Origin of the sequence: Streptomyces graminilatus, assembly GCF_001418565.1 — a bacterium.
In the GTDB taxonomy this organism is placed as follows: Bacteria; Actinomycetota; Actinomycetes; order Streptomycetales; family Streptomycetaceae; genus Streptomyces; species Streptomyces graminilatus.
Window position 1 is genome coordinate 31,241 of record NZ_LIQQ01000164.1, and the last position, 11,242, is coordinate 42,482.

General features: G+C 71.5%; 1 protein-coding gene. It reads right to left on the reverse strand.

Going from position 1 to position 11,242, the window contains the following annotated elements; translation table 11 throughout:
- Positions 1-54 precede the first annotated feature (54 nt).
- Positions 55-11,199, reverse strand: a complete 11,145-nt coding sequence (locus AOK08_RS15905) for a type I polyketide synthase (RefSeq protein WP_055526218.1) — start codon at positions 11,197-11,199, stop codon at positions 55-57.
- Positions 11,200-11,242 lie beyond the last annotated feature (43 nt).

Below are 11,242 nucleotides of genomic sequence, written 5' to 3' on the forward strand. Positions count from 1 at the left end.
GGTGTCCCACTTCCTCGTAAAGCCGTGAATGGTCTCCTTCTCCGGGTCGGCCGGTCAGGAGAGGCGGAGTTCCTTGTCGATGAGGTCGAACATCTCGTCGTCCGTCGCCTCGTCCAGCTCCGTGACCGCGTCGTCCGTCCCGTCGGGCGTGTCGGTGCCTGTCCACGTCGACAGCAGGGCCCGCAGCTTCGTCGTGATCTCCTGATGGGTCTCGTCGCCGACCTCCGCCCCGGAGTCCGCGAGGGCTCGGGCGAGTCGGTCGATCTCGGCGGCCACCCCGGTCGCCCCGGCCTCGTCGCTGTCACCGTGGCCGGTGAGTTCGCCTCGCAGATACCGGGCGACGTCGTCGGGTGCCGGGTAGTCGAACACCAGGGTCGTCGGCAGCCGCAGCCCGGTGACCGCCGCGATCCGGTTGCGCAGTTCCACGGCGGTCAGCGAGTCGAAGCCCGCCGACCGGAAGGCGCGGGCCGGGTCCACCGCGTCGGCACTGGCGTGCCCGAGGACGAAGGCCGCCTGCTCACGCACCAACTCGACCAGCACCGCGGTCCGTTCACCGGCGCTGCGGCCGGCCAGCCGCTGCCGCAGGGTGTCGGCGCCCGCCCCGGACGCGGGACCGTCGAGCGCGGCCGCCGCTTCGGGTATCCCCCCGAGCAGGGCGGTGCCCCGTACGGCGGTGAACGCCGGGGCGAACCGCGCCCAGTCGACGCGCGCCACCACCGCGGCCGGGCCGCCACCCACCAGCCGCCGCATCGCCGTGAGCGCCGGCTCGGGGTCGAGTCCGGCCAGGCCCTTGCGGCGCAGCGACTGCTCGATGCTGCCGCCGGCGGCCATGCCGTCCTGCGCCCACGGCCCCCACGCGATGGATGTGGCGGGCAGCCCGGCGGACCGGCGCCGCTCGGCGAGGCTGTCCAAGTAGGCGTTTGCGGCGGCGTAGTTGGCCTGTCCCGGTGATCCGACGGCCCCGGCGAACGAGGAGAACAGCACGAACGCCGCCAGCTCCCGCTCGCGGGTCAGTTCGTCCAGGTGACGTGCGGCGACGGCCTTGGCGCGCCAGACGGTCGCGAACCGCTCCGGGGTGAGCGCGTCGAGGAGCCCGTCGTCGAGCACACCGGCCGTGTGCACGACCGCGTCCACCGGGTGCGCGGCCAGCAGCTCCGCGAGAGCCTCCCGGTCCGCCGCGTCGCACGCGGCCACGGTCACGCGTACGCCCAGGGCGGCGAGGTCGGTACGGAGTTCCGCCGCGCCCGGCGCGTCGGGCCCGCGCCGGCTGATCAGCACCACATGCTCGGCGCCGTGCGCGGCGGCCCAGCGGGCCACCTGTGCGCCCAGCGCACCCGTACCACCGGTGATCAGGACGGTGCCCGACGGACGCCACTGCGCGCCCAGGTCGCCGGGGGCCATCCGCTCGATACGTCGGCCGAACACTCCGGTCGCGCGGATCGCGAGCTGGTCCTCGCCCGAGCGGTGGGCGAGCGCGCCGACCAGGCGGCCCACCGCACGCCGGTCCACGGCCTCGGGCAGGTCGACAAGACCACCCCAGCGGTCCGGGTGCTCCAGCGCCGCCGCCCGGCCCAGACCCCACACCGCGCCCTGCTCCGGGTCGGGTGCCCGGTCGGACCGGTTGACGGACACGGCGCCCCGGGTCAGCGCCCACAACGGAGCGGCGATCCCGGCGTCGCCCAGCGCCTGCACCAGCCGGGCGGTCGCGGCGGGGCCCGTCGGCACACCGTCACCGTCCGCGTGTGCCCCACTGCCGGAATCGTCCGCACCGGCTGTCGCCAGGAAGGACAGCACCCCGGCGACCTGCTGCTCCCCGGCCGCGTCGGCGAGCAGCGCGGCCAGCGCGACCCGGTCCGTGCCGGGCTCGGGGACCGCCTCCACCAACTCGGCCCCGTTCGCCGCGAGACCGTCCAGGACCGCGCCGGCCCAGGCCTCGCTGCGGAGACCGGCCGGCAGCACCGCCAGCCAGCGGCCGGAGAGAACGCCACCGGAGACCGCGGCCAGCGGTTTCCAGGCCGGGGCATACAGCCAGTCGTCCGCCCGGGACTGCTCCTGCTGTCCACGCCACCAGGACGACAGCGCCGGGAGCAGCCCGTCCAACGTCTCCGGTGCCACTCCGAGGGAGTCGGCCAGCGATCCGGCGTCGCCGCGCTCGACAGCCGTCCAGAACCGCGCGTCCGCGCCGGCACCGGACGTGGTTGTCGCCGAGGGGCCGGCCGCCTTGGTCGCTTCCGGCCAGAAGCGCTCGTGCTCGAAGGCATAGGTCGGCAGATCCACCGCCGTGGCGCCGGCCGGGGCGAACACGGCCGGCCAGTCCACCCGCCCACCGTGCAGATGCAGCCCGGCCACCGCCGCGATCAGTGCGTGGGCTTCGGGGCGGTCCTTGCGCAGGGCGGACACCAGCAGGTGTCCTTCGTCGTCGAGGCAGCTCTCGGCGAGCGCGGTGAGCGTGCCGTCAGGGCCGAGTTCCACGAGACGTGCGACGCCCTGCTTCTCCAACTCCCGTACGGCGTCGGCGAACCGGACCGGCCGCCGCACATGTTCCACCCAGTGATCGGCGGACGTCAGCTCCTCCACCGTGGCGGGGGCACCCGTCAGCGCCGAGACGATCGGCACCTGGGGCTCCGCGTACGTCAGGGACTCGGCGACGGTCCGGAACCCGGCGAGCATCGGTTCCATCAGCGGCGAGTGGAAGGCATGACTCACGCGCAGCGCCGTCGTCCGACGGCCCAGGGCACGGAAATGCCCCGCGATCTCCTCACACGCGTCCACGGCACCCGAAACCACCACCGCCTGCGGCCCGTTGACCGCCGCCACACCCACCTGACCGGTGAGAAGCGGCACCACCTCGTCCTCGGCCGCCTGGAGCGACACCATCGCCCCGCCCACAGGCAACGCCTGCATCAACCGGCCGCGCGCGACGACGAGTCGGCAGGCGTCGGCAAGCGACCACACACCCGCCACATACGCCGCCGCGATCTCACCGATCGAATGACCGGCAAGTACGTCCGGGCGGACGCCCCACGACTCCAGCAGCCGGAACAGCGCCACTTCGAGCGCGAACAGCGCGGGCTGGGCGAACTCGGTACGGTTCAGCAGTTCGGCGTCGTCACCGAAGACGACCTCCCGCAGACCGAACGGCAGTTCCGCGTCCACCGCGTCGAAAGCCACCGCGAACGCCGGATACGTCTCATACAACTCCCGGCCCATACCCAGCCGTTGCGAACCCTGACCCGCGAACAGGAATGCCGTGCGGCGGCTCGGCCGGGTGGGTGTCGTTGTGGTGAGGACCCTTGCGTCGGGCTCGTGGGCGGCCAACGCTCGCAGTCCGCACAGCAGTTCGTCGCGGTCGGCGGCCAGAACCACCGAGCGGTGCTCCAGCCAGGGCCGCATGGTCGAGGAGAGACCGATATCGCTCAGCCTCAGCTCCTGGTCGGCCTCGATCCGGGCCCACAGCCGTTCGGCCTGGCGGCGCAGGGCGCCTTCGGACGCGGCGGACAACGCGACCGGCGTCATGGGCAACTCGTCGGCCGAGTCGCGGGTGCTGGAGGTTCCGGGGATGTCCGGGGCCTGTTCGAGGATGACGTGGGCGTTGGTACCGCTGATACCGAAGGACGACACGCCCGCGCGACGGGGGCGGTCGAGGGGCTGGGCCCACTCCACGTTCTCGGTCAGCAGCCGGATGTTCCCCGCCGTCCAGTCGACATGGGTGGAGGGCGTGTCGGCGTGCAGGGTGCGCGGCAGCGTCCCGTGCCGCATCGCCTGCACCATCTTGATCACACCGCCCACCCCCGCGGCGGCCTGCGCATGGCCGATGTTCGACTTCAACGACCCGAGCAGCAAAGGGTGTTCGCGGTCCTGACCGTACGTAGCCAGCAAGGCCTGCGCCTCGATCGGATCACCCAGCGGAGTCCCCGTACCATGCGCCTCCACCGCATCCACATCAGCCGGCCGCAAACCAGCAGACGCCAACGCCTGCCGGATCACCCGCTGCTGCGACGGACCATTCGGAGCCGTCAAACCATTCGACGCACCATCCTGATTGACCGCCGAACCCGCCACCACCGCCAGCACCCTGTGCCCGTTGCGACGCGCATCCGACAACCGCTCCACCAACAGCAGACCCACGCCCTCGGCCCACGCCGTCCCGTCCGCCGCATCCGAGAACGCCTTGCACCGGCCATCCACCGCAAGACCCCGCTGCCGCGAGAACTCCACGAACATCTCCGGACCCGCCATCACCGTCACACCACCGGCAACCGCCAGATCACACTCCCCCGCCCGCAACGCCTGAGCCGCCAGATGCAGAGCGACCAGAGACGACGAACACGCCGTGTCCACCGTCACCGCGGGCCCCTCGAAACCGAAGGTGTACGCGATACGACCCGACGCCACACTCCCCGTCGTCCCGGTCAGCAGATAGCCGTCCGATTCGTGCTCGCTCGCCCGCATGAACGATCCGTAGTCCTGCGTGATCGTGCCGGCGAAGACGCCGGTGCGGGTCCCGCGCAGGGTCGCAGGATCGATACCCGCCCGCTCGAACACCTCCCACGACGTCTCCAACAACAACCGCTGCTGCGGATCCATCGCCAACGCCTCACGCGGCGAAATACCGAACAACCCCGCATCGAACAGGGCCGCCTCATACAAGAAGCCACCCTCACGCACATACGTATGACCGAGCCTGCCCGGGTCGGGATCATGGAGACCGTCCAGGTCCCAGCCCCGGTCCGCCGGGAAGCCACCGATCGCGTCACCGCCCTCGCTCACCAGCCGCCACAGATCATCGGGCGAACCGACCCCACCCGGGAAACGGCACGCCATCCCGACGATCACCACCGGATCGTCATCCTGCCGAGCAGATGCGGACCTCGCGAACAGTGCGGAGGCGGAGACCGTGGTCTCCTCACCCCCGGACAGTTCCGACAGGAGGTGACGGGCCAGCGCGGCGGGCGTGGGGTGATCGAAGACGAGGGTGGAGGGCAGCCGCAGGCCGGTGGCACCGTTCACGCGGTTGCGTAGTTCTACCGAGGTCAGGGAGTCGAAGCCGAGCGCCTTGAACGCCTGGTCGGCCTCCATGTCGGCGGCAGAAGCATGCCCCAGGACAGACGCGGCCTGTCGGCAGACGAGGTCCACGAGGAGCGCCTCGCGCTCGGTCGGGTCGAGCCCCGCGAGACGCTGCCGGAGACCGGCCTCCCCGTCTGACGTGGCCCGCGCCTCGACAGCGCGGCGGGCGGGCGTGTGGACGAGGGCGCGCAGCAGTGAAGGAACCTGCCGGCCGGACTTGCGGAGGGCGCTGACGTCCAGGTTGACCGGAAGTACGGCCGACCGGTCCAGCACCGGACCGATCTCCAGGACAGCGTCGAGCAGTTGGAGACCCTGTTCGGGGGTGAGGGGGAGCATGCCACCGCGTGCCATGCGGCGCAGATCCGCCTCGGTCAGCTCCGCCGTCATACCCGCACCGGGCGCCCATGGGCCCCAGGCGAGAGAGGTCGCGGGCAGCCCGGACGCACGGCGAGTGATGGCGAGGGCGTCGAGGAAGGCGTTGGCGGCCGAGTAGTTGGCCTGGCCCGCGCCACCGAACGTACCCGCGACGGAGGAGAAGACGACGAAGGCGGACAGGTCCGCGTCATGGGTCAGCTCGTGCAGATGCACAGCCGCGTCGGCCTTCGGGCGCAGCACCCGGGACATGCGCTCCGGGGTGAGCGCGGAGACCACGCCATCGTCCAAGACACCTGCCGTGTGCACCACGGCGGTCAGCGGATGCTCGACGGGCACGCTCGCCAGGACACCGGTCAGGGCTTCGCGATCGGCGACATCCACCGCCGCCACCTCGACCCGCGCACCCAAGTTCCCGAGTTCCGTTACGAGTTCACGGGCGCCCTCAGCGTCCGGACCACTGCGGCTGGCGAGCAGCAGGTGCCGCACTCCGTGCTCCGTCACCAGATGCCGGGCCACCAGGGCACCGAGACCGCCGGTGCCACCGGTCACGAGTACGGTCCCTGCCGGGTCCAACGGCGCCAGAACGGTCAGCACCACCTTGCCCACATGACGGGCCTGCGACAGATACCGGAACGCCTCCGGAGCCCGGCGCACATCCCAGCACGTCACGGGAAGCGGCCGCAGGACGCCCGCCTCGAAGAGCACCACCAGCTCGGACAGCATCTGCCCGATCCGCTCCGGACTCACATCCATCAGGTCGAAGGCCTGATACGCCACACCCGCGTACCCGGCGGCAACCGCCTCCGGATCACGGACATCCGTCTTGCCCATCTCCAGGAAACGCCCACCACGCGGCAGCAACCGCAACGACGCGTCCACGAACTCACCCGCCAGCGAGTCCAGCACCACATCCACACCACGACCACCGGTCGCGGCGAGGAAAGCCGCCTCGAACTCCGTATCGCGGGACGACGCGATGTGCCCCTGGTCCAGACCGAGTTCAGCCAGCGTGCCCCACTTGCCGGCGCTCGCCGTACCGAACACCTCGGCACCCAGATGCCGGGCCAACTGCACCGCCGCCATACCCACACCACCGGCAGCCGCATGCACCAACACCGACTCACCGGACTCCAAAGCCCCGAGATCGGTCAGCGCGTAATACGCCGTCAGGAACACGATCGGCACCGACGCCGCCTGAGCGAACGACCACCCTTCGGGCACCCCCGCCACGGTCCTGGCGTCAGCCACCGCCTCCGGACCGAACGCACCCGAGAACATCCCGAACACCCGGTCGCCCACGGCCAGTTCGGAGACGCCCGGACCCACCTCGGTGACGACCCCGGCACCCTCCAGACCGAAATCCTTCACATCCCCCGGATACATCCCGAGAGCGTTGAGCACATCACGGAAGTTGACACCTGCGGCCCGTACGGCGATCCGCACCTGACCAGCCATCAACTCGACCTCGGGGACGGACGTCAGGCCCAGCCCCTCCAGCGTGCCCCGCTCCACAACATCCAGCCGCCACGCCCCCGACTCCCCCACAGGAAGCGCCAGCTGACCACCCGCGGACACCCGGCCAAGACGCGGCACGAACGCCACACCCGCCCGTACGGCGACCTCCGGCTCATCCGAAGCCAGCGCGCCCGCCACCACCGCCCACGACTCTTGCGAAGGACCATCCACATCGAGCAACGCGAACCGCCCGGGATTCTCCGCGCGGGCCGCCCGCACCAGACCCCACACAGCGGCGAGTGCCGGATCAACAGTCATCCTGTCGTCGACGGCCACCGCCCCCTCGGTGACCACCACCAACCGCGCACCCTCGAACCGCGCGGCCTCAAGCCACTCCGCCACCAAACCCAGCACACGCCCCGTCACCGCATGCGCGGCCTCCGCCGCGTCACCGGCCGGACGCTCGACCCGCACCAGGACATCGGCGGGCACCGCCTCGTCCGCGCCGGGCAGAGCGGCGGATACCGACGGCACCGGCCCCGTGCCCACGGGGATCTTCACCCAATCGGTCTGGAACAGGCCGTCGCGTCGACCGGCGCCCGCCGACGCCTGATCGCCGGGCGTCTCTCGCAGGACGAGGGACTCCACGGAGGCGATCAGGCCGCCTGCCGCGTCCGCCAGGTCCAAGGTGACCGTGTCCGGGCCCACCTGGGCCAGGCGCACCCGCACCTCCCGTGCGCCCGAGGCCCACAAGGACACCCCGCTCCACGAGAACGGCAACCGGGCCCGGCCGTCCTCGGTCAGCGGCGTGAACAGCACCGTGTGCAGGGTCGCGTCCAGGAGCGCGGGGTGCAGACCGAACCGCTCCGCGGCCCCCTCCAGCCCCTCCGGCAACGCAACCTCGGCAAACACCTCACCACCACGCCGCCACACCGCACGCAAACCCCGGAACACCGGACCGTACGACAACCCCAACCCGGCAAACCGCTCGTACACACCCTCCACCGACTCCACCACCGCACCCCGCGGCGGCCACACACCGAAATCGAACACGCCCGCCGACCGCACATCCGGACGTGCCGCGACCACACCAGTGGCGTGGAGCGTCCACGGGTCGGTGTCGAAGGCGTCCTCGGCGCGGGAGTGGATCTCCAGCCTGCGCCGGCCGGACTCGTCCCCGGCGCTCACCCGTACCTGGACCCGGATGCCGCCCCGCTCGGGCACCACCAGCGGTGCCGTTATCGTGAGGTCCTCCACCCGGTCGCAGCCCGCCCGTTCGCCGGCCCTCAGGGCCAGTTCCAGGAAGCCCGTGCCCGGGAACACCGCCGCGCCCGAGACCACGTGGTCCCGCAACCAGTCCTGTGAACTCAGCGACAGCCGCCCGGTGAAGAGCAGTTCCCCATCCCCGGCCAGTTCCACGGCCGCGCCCAGCAGGGGATGCCCGACAGAGCCCAGGCCCACCGCGTTCAGGTTTCCGAGGGTCGTGCCGGTGTCGCGGGACCAGAAGCGTTTGCGCTGGAAGGGGTAGGTCGGCAGCTCGGCGCCACACTGCTCGGGGTCGGCCGACGTGTCCTCGGGGAGCATCGCCTCCCAGCGGACGGGCAGGCCGCCGACGTAGAGCTGGGCGAGGGCGGCCAGCAGGCTCTCGGGCTCCGGGCGGTCCTTGCGGAGTGTCGTGGCGAAGACGGGGGCGCCGTCGTCGAGGCAATCCTGTGCCAGAGCGGTCAACTGACCGTCGGGACCGAGTTCCAGGAATCGTCCGGTCCTGCGTTCCTGGAGGGCCTGGACGCCGTCCGCGAAACGTACGGCCTGGCGGACGTGCCGCACCCAGTAGTCGGCGGAGGTCAGCTCGGTGGGGTCGGCGGGGCGGCCGGTGACGTTGGAGATGATCGCGATGCCCGGAGCGCTGTACGTCAAAGACTGGGCCACGGTACGGAATTCGGCGAGCATCGGTTCCATCAGCGGCGAGTGGAACGCGTGACTCACCCGCAGCGGCGTCGCCTTGCGATCCTGAGCACGGAAGTACTCGGCGACCTTCTCTACCGCACCGGCCGCACCCGAAATGACCACCGCTTGCGGCCCGTTGACCGCCGCGATGCCCACCTCGTCCGTGAGCAGGGGCTGGACTTCCTCTTCCGACGCCTGCACTGCCACCATCGCACCGCCCGACGGCAGTGCCTGCATCAACCGGCCCCGGGCGAGGACGAGTCGGCAGGCGTCCGCCAGCGACCACACGCCCGACACATGCGCCGCCGCCAGTTCACCGACCGAGTGACCGGCCAGTACGTCCGGGCGGACGCCCCACGACTCCAGCAGCCGGAACAGCGCCACTTCGAGAGCGAACAGCGCGGGCTGGGCGAACTCCGTGCGGTTCAGCACGTCGGCATCGGCATCGCCATCGCCATCGAAGACGATCTCCCGCAGGCTGAAGGGCAGTTCCGCGTCCACCGCGTCGAAGGCCGCCGCGAAGGCCGGGTACGTCTCGTACAACTCCCGGCCCATACCCAGCCGTTGCGAACCCTGTCCTGCGAACAGGAACGCCAGGCGTCCGCCGCTGCGCACGGATCCCGTGGTCGTGGCGGGGTGGGATTCCTCCTTGGCGAGTGCGGTGAGGCCCGCGCGGAGTTCGTCGGGGGTGCGGCCGGTGATCACGGCCCGGTGTTCGAAGGTGGAGCGGGCCGTGGTCAGGGCGCGGCCGATTCGGGTCGACGCGTGCTGAGGCTGGTGGTCGAGGTGGGCGAGCAGTCGGGCGGCCTGAGCGGTCAGTGCGGTGCGGCTGCGGGCCGAGAGTACCCAGGGCAGGGGGTGGTCGCCCGTCGGCTGCCCGGTGTGCGTCGTGGTCTCGGCCTCCTCGGGAGTGGGGACCTGCTCCGGAGCGGGGGACTGCTCAGGAGCGAGGGCCTGCTCAGGAGCGGGGGCCTCCTCGACGATCAGGTGGGCGTTGGTTCCGCTGATACCGAACGACGAGACGGCGGCGCGGCGCGGTCTGTTGTCGTCGTGGGGCCACGGCTGCTCGCTGGTGAGGAGCCGGAGGTCGACGCCTGTCCAGTCGATGTGCGGGGACGGTTCGTCGGCGTGCAGGGTGCGGGGCAGTTCGCCGTGGCGCATGGCCAGCACCGTCTTGATGACACCGGCGACGCCGGCCGCGGCCTGCGTGTGTCCGATGTTGGACTTGACCGAGCCGAGCCACAGCGGCCGTTCGGGTTCCCGGTCCTGCCCGTAGATGGCGAGCAGTGCCTCCGCTTCGATGGGGTCACCGAGGGGGGTGCCGGTGCCGTGGGCCTCGATGGCGTCGATGTCGGCGGGGGACAGTCCGGCGTCGTCGAGGGCCGCGCGGATGACGCGTTCCTGGGCGGGGCCGTTGGGTGCGGTCAGGCCGTTGGAGGCACCGTCCTGGTTGACGGCGCTGCCACGGATCACGGCCAGGACGGGGTGGCCGTTGCGGCGGGCGTCGGAGAGGCGTTCCAGGAGGAGGATGCCGGCGCCCTCGGCGGGCCCGAACCCGCCGGCCGCCGCGGAGAACGCCTTGCACCGGCCGTCGGTGGCGAGTGCGCGCTGTCGTCCGAAGTCGACGAACATCTCGGGGCCGGACATGACGGTCACCCCACCGCCGAGCGCGAGATCGCACTCGCCGGAACGCAGGGACCGTACAGCCAGATGAAGGGCGACCAGCGACGACGAGCAGGCCGTGTCCACGGTGACGGCGGGGCCCTCGAAGCCGAAGGAGTAGGCGATGCGGCCGGAGGCGACGCTGATGGTGCTGCCGGTGAGCAGATGGCCGCCCAGGTCGGCCTGGGCGTCGTGGGAGCGCGGCAGATAGTCCTGGGCGATGGCTCCCACGAACACGCCGGTGCGGGACCCGCGCAGGGTCTCGGCGACGAGGCCCGCACGCTCGACGGCCTCCCACGAGGTCTCCAGGAGCAGCCGCTGCTGCGGGTCCATCGCCTGGGCCTCACGGGGCGAGATCTCGAAGAACTCGGCGTCGAACAGCGGGGCTTCGTGCAGGAAGCCGCCCTCGCGGACGTACGAGGTGCCGGGCCGGTCGGGATCCGGGTCGTAGAGCGCGTCCAGGTCCCAGCCGCGGTCGGCCGGGAACGGGCCGACCGCGTCGGTGCCGGAGGTCAGGAGCCGCCACAGGGCCTCGGGGGTGTCCGCCCCGTTCGGGAAGCGGCAGCCGATCGCGACAATCGCGACCGGCTCCTGCTGCCGATCCTCAAGGTCCTGCAGACGCTTGCGTGTCTGACGAAGGTCGGCCGTGACCAGCTTGAGGTAGTCCCGCAGCTTCTCTTCGTTGCTCGCCATTCGTTGCCGCTTCCTAGGAGGAACCCCGAGGGGGATCCGGAGA

Bases quoted from the DNA above. Each gene is read 5' to 3' on its own strand.
- AOK08_RS15905 (WP_055526218.1), bottom strand. From the start codon at position 11,199: ATGGCGAGCAACGAAGAGAAGCTGCGGGACTACCTCAAGCTGGTCACG.